Below are 17,937 nucleotides of genomic sequence, written 5' to 3' on the forward strand. Positions count from 1 at the left end.
ATAGTTGATATTAAATAGATTTAATGACCAATTTCTCTTCCAAAAACCGTACTACGCCTCCTTCAAAGCTGACGATGCGGGTTTGATTCCCACTGTACGCTTAGGTAGATTCCTAGTCTCGCCTAGGCTCGCTGGAATGACCCATCTGTAACGCCGAGTGTAGTGGTTCAGCTTTCGAGTCAGAATCAGAGTTACCCCATGGACACCAAATCCTAAGATCAAAAAAGGCGAACCACTTGACTCGCCTCTTTTGTCAGTAAGGATTTGTTAGCTCGCTTTCGATGCCGCGTGCTGTTCTACCATAAACGCAATAACTTCATCGTTTAAGCAAGATTTGCTGATGTATTGGCGTTGTTTACCAAGATGAAGGATAAAGCCCAAATCGGTTTGTTCGAGTTGGTCGATTTCTTTCCAAGCGAGGCTGCGATCGATTTTACCGCTTTTGTAGCGCACGCCATCCGCGTTAACTTCAAACACCACTTTGTTGCCACGGCTTGAACTAATGGTTTGACGCCACAGCCACCACGTTCGCTTGCAGTACACACTGAACGCTTCAATCACACTCAATACGATAAAGAACCAACCCACATAACCGTTAGGTAGCAGTTCAAACTCCAATAAAACCACACCAAAAATAAGAAACAAGATCCCTTTCAGGTATGCGTGTGGGAACTTAACTGGCTGGCTAGTTTGATCATAACACTCTGCAAAGAATGGTTTGTCGAGTGTGTATTCTGTGGTGAATTCGAAATCTTTAGACATGTATGGTTACTTTAAGGTTTCTGTGAATGAGTCTACTTGGTTGCTCTCTCGCAACGCGTGCATTGTAGCGCTTCTCTTAGTTTATCTTTAGTCCTTTTGATTCTGTTTTGTAAATCAATAATAACGAAACATTCGGAGACCCTAGTGCGCTTGCCAAGATCAAACAAAGCGAACCATTTGGCTCGCCTTGTTATTTGATGGTCTATGTTAATTAATGACCTATGCGACTTCTTGAGTTTTCTACTTTAGAGGGTCGTTATCTGGCAAAGCACTGTGTATCCACACTGCCAGTCTGTGTTTGATGTTTGCGCCGTCGAGCTTGCTTTCTGGCAGTGGCGTGATTTGCTTGGCATCGACCAAGAATAGGTAAATCGCTTTTACTCTTACAGGTTGTGGTGACTGCGGAAGGTCAAAGCCTTGTAGCTTCGCCATCTTCCCGCCAATCTCTAGTGCCTTCTTAACCAGTTTGTCTTCATTCTGAAGCTTGGAGCTTTTTGACATTGATAGATTCCTCTTCTTCGCTTCCAGTAAGAATACATTAAGTGTCACGTATGGCGTGTTAGTAAGCTCGCATATTAGTAAGATTCCCTGACATTGCCGCGCAACTGATTAAACAACGACCAAGCATGCTGATATTGGCGATACAGCAATGTAGGCAAGTCACTTCACCACATTGTTTCTGGTTTCAAAATACCCCCTCTTTTTATGGTCTTTGAGCGTTTTCATTGGCTTTTTCTTTGAATCAATCTCAAACAAATAAATTTAAATGATAATTATTATCATATTTATACTTACTTTATAAAATCCTACTGATAAGCTCAGCTTTGCTTCTCGATACTGAAATTGAGGACGCTTACATCGGTCGAGTTAAACCTCTCTTCCGATTGAAAAATTAATAAAAACCATAAATAACAGGCTACTAACTATGAACATTAAAAGAAGCTTCGCCGGTCTGGCAATTTTCGCTGCATTTAACGCTACGGCTTACGAACACTATTCGGTGTTTGAAGATTACGTTGACCAGGGTCTGGTCACTGCAAACCAATCTCGCTTAACACAAATAGCAAAGTCTAACCAAGGGCAACTAACTGTAGCTGGCGCGTACTCATACGATCAGCTAGGACGAGTAACACAGCGCGACTACGCAGACAGTACATTTGACTACGCCTATAACGATGCAGGCTTTTTGGAATCTGCACGTGCGCTAATGAAGCACGGCTCAATCAACAGTTACGTTAGACACACCAAAGAAAACTTCATCTCTCAATACAGCTATAACGAACTCGGTCAAGTTGATGTTGAGAATAAGCAAGTCTTTCAGGATGAGGCTGCCGATCTTAACGGTACACCTATCGCGACATATCGAATTCAATATACGTATGGTGCTGATGGCAAACTTCTTCAACGCCGCCAAGTACCGCAGTCTGGCGACGATATGTCTGTTCGCGAATTTCATTACTCCTACCATGAAGATGGTAAGTTAAGAAAAATCCGTGAGGTTAAGCTCTCGACACCAAAGGAAAAGAGTACCCTCTTGCTGCAATACTACCCGAATGGCGAAATCAAAAAAGCAACTCAGAAGTTGTTCGGCAAAGGCACCAAAACCTTTGAAATGGAGTATGAGGATGATGGTTCATTGGTTTATGGTGTTTACTATGTAGATCCAGTGAAAGAGTGGAAAGTAGACTTAGATTTCTTTGGTCTTGCCTTCCATCCAATCAAATCAATGAAACAAACCGCTGGCGATGCAGTCAGCACATACCGCTATCAATACCAGAACAGCGACGGTGATACTCTGCCAGATGTGGCACTGCTAGAGGTCACACTGCCAAGCTTTAGCCAAACTATTCAGTACAATATGACAAATAGATAACGCTAAACCCTTCTCGAAGATATTCTCGTATCAGACTATCAAGGAAGACCGCGCTTCTGGTCTTCCTTGTTTCCCAGTAAAAAAACCGTGACAAAGCAGCAAGCTTATATGTCAACAAGACAAAGTTACCCTGCATCTATCTGGATACTTGTATTGGTCAACTTTGCTATTAGCCCACCTACTCGTTCTCGCATATCCTGCCTTTGTACGATCATATCAAGAGCGCCATGCTCAAGTAGAAACTCACTTTGTTGAAAGCCATCCGGTAGCTTTTCTCGCACGGTTTGTTCAATCACACGACGCCCTGCGAACCCGATTCTGGCTGCAGGTTCACCAATGTTGATGTCCCCCAGCATAGCCAAACTTGCAGAGACGCCGCCGAACGTTTGATCGGTCAATACCGAGATATAGGGCAAGCGTGCATCAGACAAACGCGCTAATGCTGCACTGGTTTTTGCCATCTGCATTAACGCCATTAAGGACTCTTGCATACGAGCGCCACCACAAGCTGAAAAACAAACTAATGCACAATTATCTTCTATTGCTGTATCGACGGCATCAACAAAACGAGCCCCTACGACCGACCCCATTGAACCTGCCATAAATGAAAACTCGAATGCACATGCGACAATGGGTAAACCTAGTAGCTCGCCTTTCATTGCAACTAATGCATCTTTCTCTCCAGTATTCTTTTGAGCAAGTGCGATACGTTCTTTGTAGCGCTTTTTATCCTTAAAATTGAGCATATCTGTTGGCTCATATTCACTGCCAATTTCTATCCGCTCCCCTTTATCCAAAAAGCTATCCAAACGATGCCGAGCTGACATCCGCATATGATGTTGACATTTTGGGCAAACTTCTAGGTTCTCCTTAAGGGCGAGCCGATACAAAACTTGTTCACAAGAATGACACTTGGTCCATACCCCCTCTGGGATGGATGCTTTGCGCGTACTGATGATGCTCTTTTTATCTAATAGCTTTTCTAGCCAACTCATTGGGATCCTTCAACTTAGAAACAACGTTATCGAGCATTGTATTAACCTGTTTCAAGTAATAAAGTGCACTTTACGGGCTTTATAATCCAATAATATGGGATAAACCAAAATGCTTGAGAGAATTGATCAGCAATGGCTAAAGAGCTTCCATTGTGTCTATGAAAACAATAGCTTTAAGAGAGCCGCCGAGTTTTTATCCCTGCCGACTTCAAACGTCAGCCGCCATATTGCTTTACTAGAAGAACAACTTGATGTGCGATTGTTTGATAGAACAACCCGAAGAATATGCGCTACAGATGCCGGAGAGCACCTCTACATACGTACGCAACCTCTTTTGGACAAACTGAATGACGCGCTCGAAGAAGTCACGCAACACTCACATCAAGTCACGGGACAACTTAACGTTTTAATGCCAGATTCACCGGAGTTGGCGCGAGCGGTTGTCTCTTTCTGTTCTCAACACCCTGCGATTTCATTGAGTTGCGAGACCAACCTAAGCCCTAAAGAGGATTTGCTTGATGGGTTTGATGTTATCTTGAGTTTTCATCGTGGAAAACTTGAAGACAGCAATTGGATTGCCAAAGAGATTAAGCGCTGGTCTAGCGTTGTTGTCGCCTCACCTATCCTACTGCAAACATGCCAAAAACCTTACAAAATTAACGATTTAAAACACCTTCCTTGTATTAGCAGTTTTACGGCATTGAAAGGAACGCCTTGGGTTTTCAAAAACTCAGAAGGAGAGCAGATAACTCAACGAGTACAATCTGCATTTAAGGTTAATAGTGGACAACTTGCTAAAGTCGGCGCGTTAGCAGGATTTGGCTTTGCTATTCTTCCCGAAGCGTTCTGCTATGAAGACGTACAATCCGGAGTACTGGAAGTCGTTGAACTTGAATACAAGCCAGAAGATTTGGTGTTATACGCCTTTTACGCTTCCAGAAAGCACGTAGCGAAGAAGATCCCGATGTTTATTGAGCATTTGAAACGTTTGTCGAGCATTTGAAACACTCAATACATAACACGAACACTAAATAAACCCGTCCCCTCTCCTGCACTTGTTCAATTTACCACTTATTGCTCAACTGGCGTCACTTTTGATTCGTCGTCAGGTTGAGACCACTTGATGATGGCTCGTAGGTTCATAGAGAAGAAGATGATATTGGCAATTATCATTGCCACGCTGCCTGTGAGATACCCAACTGCAACCCAACTGGTGTTTCCGCACATCATTAAGATGAAACCAATTTTGTTCTTGTTTCCGATTTGCCAAATGGCAAGAAACGTAAGTACCATCGCAACCCAGTCGATCCCATAGTACTGAAAGTATTCCATTGTCCTCTCCATGGATGTAACACTTTAAAACGGTGAGCAAGCGCCTTAATGAAGCTTTAACACACCACTTTAATGATAAAAACAACAAGGCGTAAATGCCGCGCGTAGTGAATCTTTTTTGAATATTTGATGATTACTAGAACCAAAAGCTACCAAGTTTTATCGAGATCTCGAGCGTACAAAGAAATAGCTCGCTGATACTCTTTAATTGCATCGCTGTTGGTGGTGGACACTAAGAGTTCGAGTAACAATGATGTGGCTTCTTTATGTCGACCCACATTGTAAAGACACATTGCATAAAAAGGCTGAACTTCGATCGCATTAGGGTATTCATCCAACGTTTGTTCAAAATAGCTTAATGCTTCTGAATACTCGCCAAGGCTTCGGTAGGTACTCGCTAAGCCGAACAAAGCATCAAATCTTTCTAGCGAAGAGAGTGTTCCTGAAAGCGCAGACAAGTAATGACCGATTGCTTCTTGCTCTTTGCCTTCATTGTCGTACGACCAAGCGATTTGTAAGTGCGCTTTTGCGGCAAAATGTTCATCGTCTAGTAGTGTTGTAAGTAACGCTCTCGACGCTTGATACTTAGCTTCTTTTCGCAGCTCAATTGCTTGTTTGATGATCGTTTCCATAATTTCCCTCGAAGCTAAAAGCGCTCGTTTAAAGAGCGCGCAATCGCAATGTCTTTGTTCGAATGAATCAAGAATAGTAAATAACCTAACTCACACAGTCTACCCATCATAACCTTTCTTTTTGTATCCGTTTCGTTGATACTCTTGCCCCTTATCGTTCAGTTGGAAAACTTTCATGCCCCAAGCTAACTCTGTTGTCGTACTCGACTTTGAAACCACTGGTCTCTCTCCGAATATGGGTGACCGCGCCATTGAAATCGGTGCAGTAAAATTAGTCGACGGTGAGGTTGTCGATAGTTTTCAGCAACTGATGAATCCAGGCTTTAGAGTCAGTTCTTTCATCGAGGGCTACACTGGCATTACCAATAACATGTTACGCACCGCACCAGGCTGCGATGAAGTGATGGCATCATTCAGCGAGTTCATTGCCGGTGAAAACCTTATCGCCCACAACGCATCTTTTGATAAGCGCTTCCTCGATGCGGAGCTTGAACGAATCAACCGTGGTTACTCAGGCGAGTTTGCATGCTCATTGCTAGTGGCAAGACGTTTAATTCAAGATGCTCCTTCTCATAAACTCGGAGAACTAGTTCGCTTCAAAAACATCGATAATGACGGCGTTTTTCACCGAGCGTTAGCCGATGCACAGATGACAGCAAAACTCTGGATTGAAATGGTCGAGGGCTTGGAGCAATCCGGCATTCACAATCCAAGCTTTAAGTTTATGCAAACCGTGAGTAAAACAGCGAAAGGGAAAGTCGATCTGCTACTCGCGAAAAACCGCACTTAGATCTCGCGACTATGATGTTTGTTCTCAAGCATCATAGTAAAGGTAAATAATCTATGGTTGTTTATGATTAGAAATACCTAATCGTTAAGAGTCACGCTCGTTTTTCATCATAAAACCTTGATACAGAGCTTCGAGCTTAGCATTCAGCTCCTCATCATTTTTTGCAGATACAGTACCTATCAAAGTCGCGCCGCTTGCCGTACCTATTGTTACATCAAAGTTTTCATTATCCGTACTTTCGACAAAGACATAGTTGTCGTTCTCTCTGTCGTAGAAAGAAGCAAAATTATCGTCAATAGATGTATTAAATTTCATAAATCAACCCGTCAAAACCGTAATGATTGTGACTCTTTTTTAAGGTCGGTAATACAGGTATATGTTAATTCTCAGTCTCATTCCACAATCAGATGCAATCAACATATCTATTAGTTTCTACATAAGGGTTCTAAAGGGTTAGATACGTAACCTACTCGGCATCCCAGTCATCAACTTTTTGGACTATGATGTCGACAACACTAGCAAACTCTCTACCTTTTGGGGTTAAACCATAATTCACAGTCACAGGGATAGTGTCTTCTTGTTTTCGCCAAACAAACCCATATTCGCACAGTAACTTCAAGCGTTCGGTGAGCACCTTGCTTGAAACCAGCGCTAATTGCTTGCGAATTTGACCGAATCGCATCTCTTCTTGTTGCCCGAGCAACCAAACGATGTGAGCAGTCCACTTAGTCGATATCAATGTTAAGTATTTATCCACGCTGCAATAGCCAACAGGCTGTACTTGATGATTTACTTTTGACGACATCGCCCTTCCCTAATCCGTTTTTTACCGCCAGTGTAATCAAACACTACACCTCAGACCATTAGTTACCTGAGAGTAACTAGTTACTTTTAGGAAGCTAATTTTAATTCGTAACTGACCGTTCTATCTTGAATTGGCAATTAGGCAAAGGGGCGAAAGCTGCCTGAGCCAATAATTAGAGGATTACGTTATGCGATATATTTTTCTGTTTATTTCTTTTGTCTCACTTGGTTTACATGCGGAGACGCTCTATCCGAAGCCACAAACACCATCAGAGTTACATGCATTATTTGGTCAATACTTTGCGGATAAAGATTTGGAGGGATTAGGAACACTTTTCCATCAAGATGCGGTATTTATTTTGGATAAAGAAGGCAATCAAGCCAAAGGGCAAGAAGCGATCAAACGCGTATTGGAAGGTTTTATGAAAGGCGATGTCACCATGCATACAAAGCGCGTTTCCATCCACATTAATGATGACATTGCCATGGTGCGTTCAGATTGGGAAATAATGAACACTTCGCAAGGTGCAACTCAGACAAAAAACGCGATACAAGGAACGGCATTGGAAGTCATGCATTATGTAGATGGAGGTTGGGTTTATGTTATCGATAATCCCAATGGCTTTTGAGGTCAATATTCGGCGTCGACAACATGCTGCATGAACTTCGCTTCTGCTTTTGAGTAACATTGTTCCCCCACATAGATTTCGCTTTGTAGTAGAAACATTCCTCGTTTGCTCTTTACGCAATGCGCCTCAACGCGAATGATGGCATTAAGGGGAACCGGTTTGATAAAGCGAACCTCGAGCTTTGCTGTCATCGCACATATCTCTTGAGCAAAAAGGCAGTGGGTCATAGCCGTGTCATGCAAAGCGCAGATTGCTCCGCCTTGCATGACACCTTGATATCCCTGAACTTTCTCTGTTGGTACGATTTCGCACTGCACGCCGCCATTCGGCATCTGGGAAAACTGAACAGTATCGTTGGCGTTGAAAAATGGCTGGCAACACACTGCACACTGCTGGTGGTTTTTGGGGTTGTGGTGTGACATAAAATCCTTCTGTATCTGAGACGTCTCTGAACTTAAGCTGCTTTAATAAGAGTGTTCACGAATCATGCATCTAACTCAACATTCAAAGGCGAGAGGCGCTTATTCATTGGTAATGGGATATGAACTGTAGCCCTCATTATTAGCATATGCCAATAACAAATAGTGAGAAATTAGGTTCCATGAGACTGTATTCTTTCTAACGAATGAACCGTGACTCGAATCGGACGCGCCACTGGTCACGTCTCAAAAAGTCGCTTACTATGCCAAGTACCTATAAAGCTTTGTGAGCTACTCATGAGCAGTAAAAATAATAAAAACCTTGGCATTCTTCTTAAACTCAACACCTTTATTTCGCCTTATAAATGGCGTGTCGCTGCTGCCCTAGTCGCACTTGTTGCGACAGCAAGCCTAACGCTGTCCGTCGGTTATGGCGTACGTATCCTGATTGACCAAGGCTTTGCTCAACAATCATTACAAGAGCTAACCAACGCAATTCAGTTTATTGTTGCCGTCACTTTATGTATTGCCGTTGGAACGTTCTTCCGCTTCTACCTGGTTTCTTCGGTTGGAGAACGCGTCAGCGCAGATATTCGCCTTGCGGTGTTTAATCATGTGATTACCCTGCATCCGAGCTATTTTGAGACCAACAGCAGCGGCGACATTATGTCTCGCCTCACGACTGATACGACTCTACTTCAGAGCATTATTGGTTCGTCGTTTTCCATGGCGATGCGCAGCGCATTGATGTGCTTTGGTGCGATCATTATGTTATTTGCTACTAACGTTAAGCTCACCTTGATTGTTTTGGCGTCTGTGCCTTTTGTTTTGGTGCCGATATTAGTTTATGGCCGGCGCGTTCGTGCTTTATCGCGTCAAAGCCAAGACACAATGGCGGATGTGGGCAGCTACGCTGGCGAAGCGATAGAACACATTAAAACGGTGCAAAGCTTTAGCTCAGAGCAAAATGAACGCGCAGCGTTTGCTGTCGAAGTAGAAAAAGCCTACGAGGTAGGCAGACAACGCGTCAAACAGCGCGCAATCTTGATCTCCGGCGTTATTGTAATTGTTTTCAGCGCTATTGCAGGCATGCTTTGGGTAGGTGGCAGTGACGTTATTCATGGCAAGATGTCGGCTGGTGATTTAGCTGCGTTTGTGTTCTATGCCATCATGGTTGCATCCTCTACTGCCACTATTTCTGAAGTGATGGGAGAATTGCAACGAGCCGCTGGTGCAACCGAACGATTGATTGAGATCCTGCAAGTTGAGAGTGATATCAGTGCACCAAGCCATCACCTTACTATTACCGACCGCATGCCTGCAGAAGTCACGTTTGACTCAGTGAACTTCAACTACCCTTCTCGCCCCGATCAGCCAGCTATTAAAGGATTAAATCTCAAAGCAGAACAAGGGAAAGTGTTAGCCTTGGTTGGTCCTTCTGGTGCCGGTAAAACAACGCTGTTTGAGCTGCTACAACGATTTTACGACCCGCAGCAAGGACATGTATTGTTTGGAGGTGAAGATATTCGACAGTTCGATCCTAACGATCTTCGCCGCCAAATGGCATTAGTCCCACAGCAACCCGCATTGTTTAGCCATGATGTATTCCACAACATTCGCTACGGTAATCCGGAAGCCACAGACGAACAAGTGATTGAAGCAGCAAAGAAAGCCCATGCTCATGAATTTATCGAAAAGCTACCTGACGGCTATCATAGTTTTTTAGGTGAGCGTGGCGTAAGGCTATCTGGCGGTCAAAAACAGCGAATTGCCATTGCTCGTGCAATTCTAAAAGATCCGAAAATTCTGCTGCTTGATGAAGCCACCAGCGCACTGGACAGTGAAAGTGAACATCATGTTCAACAAGCGCTTGAAGCCTTGATGAAAGACCGCACTACGTTGATCATCGCACACCGCTTATCGACAATTCAGCACGCAGATAAAATTGCAGTACTCGACGGTGGCGAACTGATTGATATCGGTAATCATCAATCATTGATGCAAAGCTGTGAACTGTATCAACGATTGGTCGCGTTGCAGTTTAAACATCTAGAATAGCGACGGCGTTTAACGCTAGTGATGTTAACGAAACAAAGAAACTATACCCAAGTGACTTCAAGATGCAGGATTCAGAGCGTTGTCATTGATTCGAGAGCAAGGAAAACAACGCAGTGTAATAGCCAGCTCTTTCCAAGTTGTTTGACGCAGCAATCGGGTCAATGACACGCTCCCAAAGGGCGAGCTGCCTTGGCTTGTATACTTTGTTGCCGATTCTTGATTTAGACCCACTAAACCTTTAAATCGCCGCCGCGTCTACAAACCAAGTCAGTCTCGCTGAACCTAGCATCTCGAGGTTACTTGGGTATAAATATGAAAAAGCGCACCACGACGATATGTTAAGGTGCGCTTATTTGTTTGCCCAGCAGCTAATATGAGTCAGTCATAGACCTCCGGCTCTGCCGCAGAATGTTATTCTTGAAGTTCCAATATCAATAGCGTTAACGCATAAAGAACTTTTGCAATGCTTTGATCGCCATGCCACGACGTTCCAGCAACATGCCTACACGAGGTAGCCACGTTGGTGTACTCAGGATGGTTTTGGCGTGACTAAAGGTTCTAAACCCTTCCTCGCCATGGTAGTGACCGATACCAGATTCACCAACACCACCAAATGGTGCGTCTTCCGCGCCAACGTGCAAAATCGTGTCGTTCACTCCGACCCCGCCACTGTGAGTGTTACGGGTAATTCGCTCAATAATGCTCTTATCTTCTGACATGATGTAGAGCGCAAGTGGGCGTTGATTCTGGTTGATGTAGCTGATGACCTCTTGGATATCACGGTAAGGCTTGATTGGCATAAGAGGACCAAAGATCTCTTCCTGCATAATGGTCATCTCTTCCGAAACATTGGTGACTAAGTGCGGATATAATCGTCGACCTTCTGCTCTCGTTTCAGGCACGGTATGTAACTCCGCGCCCTTGGCTTTGGCATCTTCCAATACCGCCTTTAATCGGTCGTACTGACGCTGATTGATGATATGAGTAAAACCTTGTTCTTCTTGACCTTTGAGGTACAGCGCTTCAAAGCGTTGTAAGAAGAGTGCGACGAACTCGTTAACCCTTCCCTCTGGTACGAAGGCATAATCGGGCGCAACACAAATTTGTCCGGCATTGATGCATTTACCGAACAAAATCGCATCAACTGCTTTGTTCAAGTTAGCATCATCTGCCACGATAACTGGAGACTTACCACCGAGCTCCAAGGTAATTGGGGTTAAATTCTCCGCTGCAGCACGAGCAACCGCGCGACCAACATTAGTAGAGCCAGTAAACAGCAGGTGATCGAACGGTAATTTGCTGAACGCTTGAGCCACTTCGGCTTCGCCCTCAACCACCTCGACATCTTCAGGCAACGCTCGACAAATCTCAGAAATCACCTTGTTGGTCATCGGTGTAAATTCGCTGAGTTTCATCATCACTCGGTTACCTGCCGCAAGCGCGGTGACTAATGGCGATAAGCTGAGGATTACTGGGAAGTTCCAAGGCGAGATGATACCCACCACACCAACAGGTTGATATTCAACGGTGACTTTAGACGGGGTAAGTAACAAACCAGAGTGACGGCGACTTGACTTACACCATTTATTAAGGCGTTTTAAGGTGTAATTGATTTGAGCAACCGTCGGCAATACATCCGTCATTGCCGTATCAAATTCAGAGCGGTAACCAAAGTCCTCACTTAAGGCTTCCACCAGCGCTTGCTGGTTATTCAAAATAGTCTTCTTAAGAAGGTTAAGCTTCTGTTTTCTTACCTCTAAGATCGGATAAGGTTCGGCATTGTATGCAGCTTTGAGCTTATCCAATTTTTGTTGCAGCAGTTGACCAACTTCGACGTCGACGATCGCATTCATGATTTTCTCCTTGTGCACCCAATCTAGGGCAATGTCGCACTTATGTATGATTTAAAGTTAACATAAGGGCAACATCCTGACTATTAACGCAATAAGGAAGTTAGAGTTCAAACTCAGATTTGTTTCGGTTAAAGCGCAAGTTTCATCTTGTAGTAAGAGACGTCAGATTTGTAGAAGCGTTCGCCTTCAACGTTCATCCCAAATTTTTCGTAAAAAGCCAGTGCGGATTCTCTCGCATCGCACCAGAAATATTCAACAGGTGAGAACTTAAGACTTTCTAACACATATCGAATCATGGATGAACCAATACCCAACCCTTGATACTCAGGCAAGATAGCAAACTTGCGCAATCGAGCTTGATTGTCATCTCGGTATATCGACGCCACCCCCACCAATACGCTGTCGACGAATGCGCCAAAATGCTCCGCTTCCTCGTCGCCCTCTACTTTGCAATGTTCGATGGGTTTATTTGCCCAAAGTACTTGATGGCGAATTGGCATCGCATCTTGCCAAGTGATTTTATCTATACTGATGTTCATGCGTTACGACTCTCTCAAATGCAATTCATAAATGCCCAAACGCTGACTGGCGTCGAGCATCTCAAAATCATGATCAATGTATTCCTTTAGCGTCGCACCAGCGCGCTCTGCAATTTTGATGCTTGGTATGTTGTCTTCCATGCAATGAAATTGGATCACTTTGGCATTGCCTCTTTCTCGAATCAGTGGCACCAAACTCATCAAGACCAAATCAATTATTTGATGACCCCGACCTTTCTCCGCCAACCAATATCCAATCTCGGTCGCTTTGCTTTGTGTTTCGATGCCTTTGATACCAAGCACACCGACAAACTCTTGATTTAGGTTTATCGCAAACCAATAAGCATCGAGAGCATTGGAATTAATCCGTTGAGAAATATACGCCACCGCTTCTCTACGGTTAGTGACCCAGTCTGTCCAAGGTAGATATTGAGATAAACTCTCCCGACTCTCATTAACCACAGAGAGCAAGGTAGAAGCATGTTTAGTCAGCAAAGGCTCAATGGAAATACGCTCAGTAATTTGTAGTGCCTGATGTTGTTCATAACCTTGGTACATAGTGATTCCGTAGTTAACTTTGCTTGATCAAAGTGAATGGCGTCAGTTCGCTTTCAACATAGTGTTTCCATACATGCTCGTACAGGTGATGTTGATTGGCAAATGGTACGAGTTGTTTTGCCTCTTCTAACGTGCACCAACGGTAGTCGGTATGTTCATGATTAAGCGTTACTGTTTGATTTGGTTTGCAGAATAATACAAAACAAGGAATAACCATGATTCGATTCTTGTGCGCTTCATAAAACTGTTCGAGAAAATCTGCAGTATGAAGCTCTACATCTTCAATCTGTGTTTCTTCCTTAAGCTCTCGTACGATCGTTTGCCAGCCAGTTTCCCCCTCTTCGACACCACCAGCGACATGACACCAGTAACCGCCTTTCACTCGTTCTAGTAATAGCATTTTCTTTATGCCGTCGAATTCAGAAATCACCACACCGGACACATGCGTTGCTTGAATAGGAATCATCCACTTTTCCTTTAGAAATTATTGTTTTTTACTCTGAGCAAGACAGTCTACCTCGGTTCAAAAAGAAACGCGGGCTTTATCCCAGCGCACTGATCTTTTTGTGAGTTTAGTGTGCTAAAGTGCGATCTCCCGCAATAAACGAGCAGTAAGATGCCTAACTCACTCAACTCAATGATTCCCATTGGCGTGCGCTTTATGGTGCTGTCCGCGTTTGGTTTTGCACTGATGTCTGCCACGGTCAAGCACGTTAGCTTGCACGGCATTCCCGTATTTGAAATCGTAGCCGCTAGGGCGCTGGTTTCGTTAGTGATCAGCTATCTCGATGTAAAACGTAAAGGTATATCCGTTTGGGGTAATAATAAGCCCTTGCTCTTTGCTCGCGGTGCCGTTGGAACCATGGCTCTAATGTGCGTGTACTATTCCGTTACGACTTTGCCACTGGCTGAAGCGACCATTTTCCAGTATATCCACCCTGTATTTACTGCCTTACTCGCCGTTTTCTTCCTTAAAGAACGTATCCAGTTCTCGACGTTTATTTGTATCGCCCTTTGTTTACTTGGGGTCTACGTCATGGTGCGACCAGAAACTGGTCCAGACGCCGAACATGCCTTACCAATGTTCAGTGTGATGATTGCTATCTTAGGCGCATTTGGCAGCTCTATTGCGTATGTAATCGTACGTAAGCTAAGCCAGACAGAAGACAGCTCTGTCATCATCTTTTATTTCCCATTAGTGGCGCTGCCTGCATCGATTCTTTTGATTGGCGATCAATTCGTCATGCCAGATTTGTATCTAACAATGATGCTTGTTTTGGTCGGTGTGTTTACTCAGATAGGACAGCTGGGATTAACGAAGGCAATGCAAACACAAGAAGCTGGTAAAGCATCGGCTTACTCATATGTACAGATCATTTTTTCTGTTGTGTTGGGTATCTTCTTCTTTGGAGAACTGCCTGCGGCATGGACATATCTGGGGGGAGCTCTCATCGTGACCGGCGCTTTGATTAATGTCTTTGGACAGCACCTAAAACTGCCATTTATGAAGCGATAATAAGCTCTTTATAAAGGAATCCCTTGGTTTCAAACAACAAAAGCCAGATCAAGACTCTGGCTTTTCTTTTGACAGCTCAACTAGATTAAGCGGCGAACTTTAAGCCAGCAATACCGGCAACAATGAGCAGCAAGCTGATGAGCTTGATTAACGTGGCTGGTTCATTAAATAAATAGATGCTGGCAATCGCAGTTCCTATAGCCCCTATTCCGACCCAAACACCGTAGGCAATGCCTAGAGGTAATGTTCTAAGTGCAATACCAAGTAACCAAAAGCTTAACACCATAAACCCGACCGTAAAGGCAGACGGCGCAAGCTTACTAAAGCCTTCCGAGTATTTAAGACCGACCGCCCATGCCACTTCGCATAGCCCCGCGAGAAATAGAATTGCCCAAGCCATTGAGAGATTCCAAATGATTGGGGTCGTCCCCGATAGTGATAAGAGCGGTGAGGTCGTCCTCACTTCTTGTGAATCCACATTATAAATAAAAAGCGCTCACCAACAAAATTGAAGTGACTTCACGTAAACGTCGAATCGATTAATAAGAAAAATAAGTTCATTTGAATTAAATAGAATATACCCAAGTAACCTCGAGATGCTGGGTTCAGCGAGAATGACTTTGTTTGTAGACGCGGCGGCGATTTAAAGATCTAGTCATTCTAAATCAAGAATCATCAACAAAGTATACAAGCCAAGACAGCTCGCCCTTTGGGAGCGTGTCATTAACCCGATTGCTGCGTCAAACAACTTGGAAAGAGCTAACTATTACACTGCGTTGTTTTCCTTACTCTCGAATCAATGACAACGCTCTGAATCCTGCATCTTGAAGTCACTTGGGTATAAACACCTTTATTTAACAGTTTGTATATAAACTTCTGCTGTTGAAAGTGATGCATTTATTGCACAAATCACACAAAACCGGAACAAGCATGCAAATTCGCAATCGTTTGTGTGATTCATGTCGCTTACAAAAGCTACTGATAACTTTAGTATTTGCGCGAATCCAATTATAAGGTATGACATACCCATGAAATATATAAAAACACCTCTTGCTCTCCTCATTGGTGCGACCCTACTTACCGGATGCAATGACGATACTGAATATGTGAATGTTCAACCCAAAGAAGTAAAGATCGCCACTTATAACCTCTCTTTTGATCGCTATACTTTCAAAGCTCTTGTTGCAGAAATGCAAGTTGAACCAGCAAAACAAACTCAGCTCGTTACTGCGTACCTCGATAAATCAATTGCTGCGGAAGACAAAGCAATGGCTGAGAAAGTCATTCAGATCCGTAACGTAGCAGCAATCATCCAGAAGAACCGTCCTGATGTTCTGATGATGGCGGAATACAACAACGATGGCACTGGCGAAAACAAAGCCGCGCTAGAGGGCTTCCAGAAAAACTACCTTTCTATCGCACAAAGCCTCGAAGGTGCTGGCGGTAAAGCTGACCTAGAGCCTATCGAGTACCCGTACGCGGAGTCTTACTCGACAAATACTGGCTTAAATAGTGGCTTAGACTTAGATAACGATGGCGTAAAAGGCAAACTACCTGGCGACGCTTGGGGCTTTGGTAACTACCACGGTCAATACGCGTTCGCCTTAATGTCTAAATACAAAATCGACACAGACAACACACGTACTTTCCAAGAGTTTAAATGGAAAGATATGGAAGGCGCTAAGATCCCTACCATCACGCTATGTGATGACCCAAGCAAATTCCCTGAAGGCATGGACTGTGGTGACGATTGGTACACTGCTGAAGAGTGGGAGCAAATTCGTCTGTCTTCTAAAAACCACGTAGACGCACCAATTATCATCCCGACAGAAAAAGGCGATGAAGTTGTTCACCTGCTTATGTCACACCCGACCCCACCAGTGTTTGATACAGGTAAAAACAAAGTACAAAACGGTGCAGAGGTTGAGTTCTGGCATCATTACGTACAGGGTAAAGACTACTTCTACGATGATGCTGGTAAGAAAGGCGGTCTGGCAGAAGGTGCGAAGTTCGTCATGATGGGCGACCAAAACCTTGACCCATTGGATGGTGATGGCTTTAGTGAGATCATGCAAGCATTCCACAATGATCCATTAGTTAACCAAGACGTGATGAATGGCGAGCTTTACCCAACAAGCTTTGGCGCAGCAGAACACGCAGCGGACGGCAGTTCTACTCACCCAATTCCAAATCGCATTACTTCAACATTTGGTCTAGGTGTTGACTACGCTATGCCATCAGCAAACCTAAACGTTGTGGATTCTGGCGTTTACTGGGCTGCATCTTATGAAGAAGGTCGTAAGCTATTTAACGATCCTCGCATTGGTGAGAAAGGGAGCGGTAAGGATGTTTCTTCTGACCACCGCATGATCTGGATTAAAGCTCAGTTCTAATCACGAACGTTTTAGAATTTAGTAACACAAAGCCTCGGTTTATGCCGAGGCTTTTTTATCGGGTCTCAAATTACCAGCGGTAAGTAACTGAAACACCGACATCTTCACTTGTCACCCAAGGCACGAGTTGAACATTCTCATCATAAGCATCTGTAAACACGTAAGCACTCAATGTGCCCAATGCAGCACCAGCTAACACATCTCGCCAATAGTGTTTCTTCGCCTCTACTCTGCCATAGCCGACTAATGTGGCAACACCGTATGCAGGTAAACCTGCTTCCCAACCATAACGCAAATAAAGAGTAGTAGCCGAAGCAAAAGCATTAGCCGTATGGTTAGAAGGAAAACTGTCGTTGCCACTTTTATCTGGACGCTCAGCATCAATGGTGGTTTTACCAATTAAGCCAACACCAGACGCAGCACCAATACTAAAGCCAGCTTGCCAAAAGCCGTCCCAGTCCCCTTTGTATACCGGAACAGCCGCCGCCGTTGCGACCAAGCCATACGCGCCAATATCGGTCAACACGTCCCAATCTTTCTCACTCATGGCATAAGTAGATTGGGCACAAAGAGTGGAGACTACGCCAACCAAACGTACAATTTTCTTCATTAATACAACCAATTAGATTTAAAAGTGCGAGCGAAAACTATCACAGCTCTCGCGATTGTTCGACTGCAAAGTGTAACAATTAAAGCGTGAATTGTTTGTGAAAGGAGAATCAATGACTGGACTAAAGGGAGTAACCGGAGACATAAAACGGGCAGTTACACACAAACTGCCCGT

The 17,937-nt window shown here is 44.1% G+C and carries 21 protein-coding genes; 7 read left to right on the forward strand and 14 right to left on the reverse strand.

What is annotated here, in order from left to right; genetic code table 11:
- Window positions 1-267 precede the first annotated feature (267 nt).
- On the reverse strand, window positions 268-762 hold the full coding sequence (locus OH459_RS20985; protein WP_239212116.1) for a YcxB family protein: 495 nt from the start codon (window positions 760-762) through the stop codon (window positions 268-270).
- 240 nt (window positions 763-1,002) lie between these two features.
- The gene (locus tag OH459_RS20990; protein WP_005451643.1) at window positions 1,003-1,263 is read right to left on the reverse strand and encodes a DUF5062 family protein; all 261 of its coding nucleotides are present in this window, start codon (window positions 1,261-1,263) and stop codon (window positions 1,003-1,005) included.
- A gap of 424 nt (window positions 1,264-1,687) precedes the next feature.
- Here OH459_RS20990 and OH459_RS20995 point away from each other — a divergent pair, with 424 nt between their 5' ends.
- On the forward strand, window positions 1,688-2,635 hold the full coding sequence (locus OH459_RS20995) for a hypothetical protein (RefSeq protein WP_269988553.1): 948 nt from the start codon (window positions 1,688-1,690) through the stop codon (window positions 2,633-2,635).
- A 125-nt stretch (window positions 2,636-2,760) separates the two neighbouring features.
- Here the strand turns inward: OH459_RS20995 and accD are convergent, their stop codons facing one another.
- Window positions 2,761-3,630, reverse strand: coding sequence for an acetyl-CoA carboxylase, carboxyltransferase subunit beta (accD, locus tag OH459_RS21000; protein WP_050908219.1), 870 nt, complete (start codon window positions 3,628-3,630; stop codon window positions 2,761-2,763).
- Window positions 3,631-3,739: 109 nt separating this feature from the next.
- Here accD and OH459_RS21005 point away from each other — a divergent pair, with 109 nt between their 5' ends.
- A complete protein-coding gene (locus OH459_RS21005) occupies window positions 3,740-4,633 on the forward strand; it encodes a LysR family transcriptional regulator (RefSeq protein WP_050908220.1) in 894 nt (297 codons plus the stop codon).
- Window positions 4,634-4,701: 68 nt separating this feature from the next.
- Here OH459_RS21005 and OH459_RS21010 read toward each other — a convergent pair whose 3' ends face one another.
- A complete protein-coding gene (locus OH459_RS21010; protein ID WP_009696752.1) occupies window positions 4,702-4,962 on the reverse strand; it encodes a nicotinamide mononucleotide transporter in 261 nt (86 codons plus the stop codon).
- 149 nt (window positions 4,963-5,111) lie between these two features.
- Entirely contained in the window at window positions 5,112-5,594 is a 483-nt protein-coding gene (locus OH459_RS21015; RefSeq protein ID WP_050925196.1) for a tetratricopeptide repeat protein, read from the reverse strand.
- 175 nt (window positions 5,595-5,769) lie between these two features.
- Between OH459_RS21015 and OH459_RS21020 the strand changes: the two genes are divergently transcribed.
- On the forward strand, window positions 5,770-6,384 hold the full coding sequence (locus OH459_RS21020) for a 3'-5' exonuclease (RefSeq protein WP_269988554.1): 615 nt from the start codon (window positions 5,770-5,772) through the stop codon (window positions 6,382-6,384).
- Window positions 6,385-6,468: 84 nt separating this feature from the next.
- Here the strand turns inward: OH459_RS21020 and OH459_RS21025 are convergent, their stop codons facing one another.
- A complete protein-coding gene (locus OH459_RS21025) occupies window positions 6,469-6,699 on the reverse strand; it encodes a hypothetical protein (protein ID WP_038898888.1) in 231 nt (76 codons plus the stop codon).
- 151 nt (window positions 6,700-6,850) lie between these two features.
- Window positions 6,851-7,189 carry a winged helix-turn-helix transcriptional regulator gene (locus tag OH459_RS21030; RefSeq protein ID WP_005451632.1) on the reverse strand — a complete coding sequence of 113 codons (339 nt, stop codon included), beginning with the start codon at window positions 7,187-7,189 and terminating at the stop codon, window positions 6,851-6,853.
- A gap of 187 nt (window positions 7,190-7,376) precedes the next feature.
- Between OH459_RS21030 and OH459_RS21035 the strand changes: the two genes are divergently transcribed.
- Complete coding sequence (locus tag OH459_RS21035; protein ID WP_009696756.1) at window positions 7,377-7,817, forward strand: YybH family protein; 441 nt, start codon at window positions 7,377-7,379, stop codon at window positions 7,815-7,817.
- Window positions 7,818-7,819: 2 nt separating this feature from the next.
- Here the strand turns inward: OH459_RS21035 and OH459_RS21040 are convergent, their stop codons facing one another.
- Window positions 7,820-8,239: a PaaI family thioesterase gene (locus OH459_RS21040; RefSeq protein ID WP_029789393.1), complete on the reverse strand. Its 420-nt coding sequence runs from the start codon at window positions 8,237-8,239 to the stop codon at window positions 7,820-7,822.
- Window positions 8,240-8,533: 294 nt separating this feature from the next.
- On the opposite strand from OH459_RS21040, the gene OH459_RS21045 reads away from it, so the two are divergent.
- Window positions 8,534-10,294, forward strand: coding sequence for an ABC transporter ATP-binding protein/permease (locus OH459_RS21045; RefSeq protein ID WP_269988556.1), 1,761 nt, complete (start codon window positions 8,534-8,536; stop codon window positions 10,292-10,294).
- Window positions 10,295-10,734: 440 nt separating this feature from the next.
- Here the strand turns inward: OH459_RS21045 and OH459_RS21050 are convergent, their stop codons facing one another.
- The 4 genes from OH459_RS21050 to OH459_RS21065 form a co-directional block, all read right to left on the reverse strand.
- Complete coding sequence (locus OH459_RS21050) at window positions 10,735-12,147, reverse strand: coniferyl aldehyde dehydrogenase (protein ID WP_269988558.1); 1,413 nt, start codon at window positions 12,145-12,147, stop codon at window positions 10,735-10,737.
- Window positions 12,148-12,275: 128 nt separating this feature from the next.
- A complete protein-coding gene (locus OH459_RS21055) occupies window positions 12,276-12,686 on the reverse strand; it encodes a GNAT family N-acetyltransferase (protein WP_005451623.1) in 411 nt (136 codons plus the stop codon).
- Between the two features lie 3 nt (window positions 12,687-12,689).
- On the reverse strand, window positions 12,690-13,244 hold the full coding sequence (locus OH459_RS21060) for a GNAT family N-acetyltransferase (protein ID WP_005451622.1): 555 nt from the start codon (window positions 13,242-13,244) through the stop codon (window positions 12,690-12,692).
- A 13-nt stretch (window positions 13,245-13,257) separates the two neighbouring features.
- Window positions 13,258-13,710 (reverse strand): NUDIX hydrolase, encoded by a 453-nt coding sequence (locus OH459_RS21065; protein ID WP_005451621.1) that lies wholly within the window; start codon window positions 13,708-13,710, stop codon window positions 13,258-13,260.
- A gap of 150 nt (window positions 13,711-13,860) precedes the next feature.
- On the opposite strand from OH459_RS21065, the gene OH459_RS21070 reads away from it, so the two are divergent.
- Window positions 13,861-14,760 (forward strand): DMT family transporter, encoded by a 900-nt coding sequence (locus OH459_RS21070; protein ID WP_029789577.1) that lies wholly within the window; start codon window positions 13,861-13,863, stop codon window positions 14,758-14,760.
- A gap of 85 nt (window positions 14,761-14,845) precedes the next feature.
- Here OH459_RS21070 and OH459_RS21075 read toward each other — a convergent pair whose 3' ends face one another.
- Window positions 14,846-15,160 (reverse strand): DMT family transporter, encoded by a 315-nt coding sequence (locus OH459_RS21075; protein ID WP_005451619.1) that lies wholly within the window; start codon window positions 15,158-15,160, stop codon window positions 14,846-14,848.
- A 628-nt stretch (window positions 15,161-15,788) separates the two neighbouring features.
- Here OH459_RS21075 and OH459_RS21080 point away from each other — a divergent pair.
- The gene (locus OH459_RS21080; protein WP_269988560.1) at window positions 15,789-17,153 is read left to right on the forward strand and encodes an endonuclease/exonuclease/phosphatase family protein; all 1,365 of its coding nucleotides are present in this window, start codon (window positions 15,789-15,791) and stop codon (window positions 17,151-17,153) included.
- A 70-nt stretch (window positions 17,154-17,223) separates the two neighbouring features.
- Here OH459_RS21080 and OH459_RS21085 read toward each other — a convergent pair whose 3' ends face one another.
- Complete coding sequence (locus OH459_RS21085) at window positions 17,224-17,763, reverse strand: phosphatase PAP2 family protein (RefSeq protein ID WP_009701640.1); 540 nt, start codon at window positions 17,761-17,763, stop codon at window positions 17,224-17,226.
- Window positions 17,764-17,937: the final 174 nt, after the last annotated feature.

Origin of the sequence: Vibrio sp. MM46, from assembly GCF_027587135.1 — a bacterium.
Taxonomy (GTDB): domain Bacteria; phylum Pseudomonadota; class Gammaproteobacteria; order Enterobacterales; family Vibrionaceae; genus Vibrio; species Vibrio harveyi.

Excerpts from the sequence above, each read along its gene's own strand:
- OH459_RS20985 (WP_239212116.1), bottom strand. The coding sequence starts at position 762 with ATGTCTAAAGATTTCGAATTCACCACAGAATACACACTCGACAAACCA.
- OH459_RS20990 (WP_005451643.1), bottom strand. The coding sequence starts at position 1,263 with ATGTCAAAAAGCTCCAAGCTTCAGAATGAAGACAAACTGGTTAAGAAG.
- OH459_RS20995 (WP_269988553.1), top strand. The coding sequence starts at position 1,688 with ATGAACATTAAAAGAAGCTTCGCCGGTCTGGCAATTTTCGCTGCATTT.
- accD (WP_050908219.1), bottom strand. The coding sequence starts at position 3,630 with ATGAGTTGGCTAGAAAAGCTATTAGATAAAAAGAGCATCATCAGTACG.
- OH459_RS21005 (WP_050908220.1), top strand. The coding sequence starts at position 3,740 with ATGCTTGAGAGAATTGATCAGCAATGGCTAAAGAGCTTCCATTGTGTC.
- OH459_RS21010 (WP_009696752.1), bottom strand. The coding sequence starts at position 4,962 with ATGGAATACTTTCAGTACTATGGGATCGACTGGGTTGCGATGGTACTT.
- OH459_RS21015 (WP_050925196.1), bottom strand. The coding sequence starts at position 5,594 with ATGGAAACGATCATCAAACAAGCAATTGAGCTGCGAAAAGAAGCTAAG.
- OH459_RS21020 (WP_269988554.1), top strand. The coding sequence starts at position 5,770 with ATGCCCCAAGCTAACTCTGTTGTCGTACTCGACTTTGAAACCACTGGT.
- OH459_RS21025 (WP_038898888.1), bottom strand. The coding sequence starts at position 6,699 with ATGAAATTTAATACATCTATTGACGATAATTTTGCTTCTTTCTACGAC.
- OH459_RS21030 (WP_005451632.1), bottom strand. The coding sequence starts at position 7,189 with ATGTCGTCAAAAGTAAATCATCAAGTACAGCCTGTTGGCTATTGCAGC.
- OH459_RS21035 (WP_009696756.1), top strand. The coding sequence starts at position 7,377 with ATGCGATATATTTTTCTGTTTATTTCTTTTGTCTCACTTGGTTTACAT.
- OH459_RS21040 (WP_029789393.1), bottom strand. The coding sequence starts at position 8,239 with ATGTCACACCACAACCCCAAAAACCACCAGCAGTGTGCAGTGTGTTGC.
- OH459_RS21045 (WP_269988556.1), top strand. The coding sequence starts at position 8,534 with ATGAGCAGTAAAAATAATAAAAACCTTGGCATTCTTCTTAAACTCAAC.
- OH459_RS21050 (WP_269988558.1), bottom strand. The coding sequence starts at position 12,147 with ATGAATGCGATCGTCGACGTCGAAGTTGGTCAACTGCTGCAACAAAAA.
- OH459_RS21055 (WP_005451623.1), bottom strand. The coding sequence starts at position 12,686 with ATGAACATCAGTATAGATAAAATCACTTGGCAAGATGCGATGCCAATT.
- OH459_RS21060 (WP_005451622.1), bottom strand. The coding sequence starts at position 13,244 with ATGTACCAAGGTTATGAACAACATCAGGCACTACAAATTACTGAGCGT.
- OH459_RS21065 (WP_005451621.1), bottom strand. The coding sequence starts at position 13,710 with ATGATTCCTATTCAAGCAACGCATGTGTCCGGTGTGGTGATTTCTGAA.
- OH459_RS21070 (WP_029789577.1), top strand. The coding sequence starts at position 13,861 with ATGCCTAACTCACTCAACTCAATGATTCCCATTGGCGTGCGCTTTATG.
- OH459_RS21075 (WP_005451619.1), bottom strand. The coding sequence starts at position 15,160 with ATGGCTTGGGCAATTCTATTTCTCGCGGGGCTATGCGAAGTGGCATGG.
- OH459_RS21080 (WP_269988560.1), top strand. The coding sequence starts at position 15,789 with ATGAAATATATAAAAACACCTCTTGCTCTCCTCATTGGTGCGACCCTA.
- OH459_RS21085 (WP_009701640.1), bottom strand. The coding sequence starts at position 17,763 with ATGAAGAAAATTGTACGTTTGGTTGGCGTAGTCTCCACTCTTTGTGCC.